The sequence below is a fragment of the Zobellia russellii genome (genome assembly GCF_018728565.1).
In the GTDB taxonomy this organism is placed as follows: domain Bacteria; phylum Bacteroidota; class Bacteroidia; order Flavobacteriales; family Flavobacteriaceae; genus Zobellia; species Zobellia russellii.
In genome coordinates this window covers 1-1,720 of sequence record NZ_JACSOI010000017.1, presented here as the reverse complement: position 1 = coordinate 1,720, position 1,720 = coordinate 1, and the positions used below count along the sequence as shown (strand labels likewise).

Here is a 1,720-nt window from a genome sequence, read left to right as displayed (position 1 = left end):
ATGTCGTTTTCATTACTTCTAGTATCTGCTTCCACATTTACAATAACTTGCCAGACCTGCGAATCACCGTTTTCTGCTATTACGGTATAATTTACAGGATTAGAGAAATCCCTTTCGACATTACCTAATGGGGATACGGTAGCTCCTGTGGAGACAACAAGGTTCGTAGGGGCCACGAGCAAATCGGTTCCGAAGGGCACCGTAATAGTGGCAGTATGGTTCACATCATCCAATATGGCATTTCCAGAGGTCGGAGACAGGGTTAACTGAATGATATTATTTTCATTGCTTTTTGGGTCATCTACACCGGTAACAATTACACTAACCGTCGCAATGTTTGAATTAGAATTACCATCGGTTACCCTATATTGAACAGTTGTTGTTTGGCTATCGCCATCGTTCAGGACATCAAATTCGCCATTCGTATTGAATGTAAGATTTCCGCCAGCGGTTATGGTAAACAGACCACCATCTGAACCACCAATAGATTGTCCAATATTAGCAGGGCTACCCCCAACCCAATTGACTGTTAAGTCATTATTTTCATTATCAGTGTCATTTGTTAAAATTAGTACGTTTAGATTGCCAGCTTCAGCTATTGTATAAGTGTCATTAACAGCCACAGGTGCTAGGTTAACTGAGGAATCTACCGTAACGGTAATCGTTGCTGTTGCGATTCCACCATTTCCGTCATTTACGGTATACACAATATTATCTTCTCCGGTATAACCAGATGTAGGGGTATAAACGATAGTATTTCCTGAAACTATAGCCGTACCGTTTCTGAAGTCGGATATTATGGTAATCGTAAGTTCATCGCCATCGGCATCGTTAATATAGGGAGAAAGGTCGATACTATTATTATTACTGTCCTGCTCGACATCAACGGAGAAATCCCCAGCCGTTGGCGCAGTGTTCGTATCCGCTGTGACCGTAACGTTCACGGTGTAGTCCAAGGTAGTGTTATCCTCGGCGGTTACGGTGTAGGTTATATTGTTGGTGAAGTCAGTGGGGGTCCCTGAAGTTGGGTTGACAGACTGTCCAAAAAATTCAATAATAGGGGACAGTGCGGTTACATCCGTTCCAAAAGGCAAGGTCACCGATATATCCGTACCGTTGAATGTTCCCGATACCCCATCAATCACAAAACTGTCAATTGATTTTTCACCGCTGGTTTCCGTGACAACGTTCACGGTCCAGACCTGTGGGTTACCGTTCTCGGCGGTCACGGTATAGTTCACGGGCTGGCTGAAATCCTGTTGTGATGTCGGCCCGGGGTCTATGCCTGCCCCAGTGGAAATATTCAATATGGAAGGAACTACGTTCAGGTCCGTTCCGTTCGGTACGTTCACCGTTATGGTATGGTTCACACCGTTTATGGCCACACTGTTCTGAACGGGCAGTTCAAAGCCCGTTATCGCGTTCAGGCCGCTTCCCGTGGGCTGGGATACGGTCACGTTCACGGTCCATACCTGCGGCGTTCCGTTTTCCGCGGTAACGGTATAGAGCACCTGTCCGCTAAAATCCTGTACGGCACCTATCGCTGGCAAGACCATGGCCCCGGGCGAGACCCCTAGGACCTGTGGGGCGACGTTCAGGTCCGTTCCGTCGGGTACGTTCACCGTTACCGTATTGGTACCCGAGTCGATATCCGCACTGTTCTGGACCGGAAGCCCGAACGCGGTTATGTCGTTGGCCCCGCTCCCCGTAGGCGGCAATA

1 protein-coding gene is annotated in these 1,720 nt (G+C 47.7%); it reads right to left on the bottom strand.

Annotated features, from left to right (window positions below):
* Positions 1–1,720 (bottom strand): Ig-like domain-containing protein (locus tag H9565_RS19985; protein WP_215442143.1); only part of this gene is annotated, 1,720 nt, incomplete at both ends.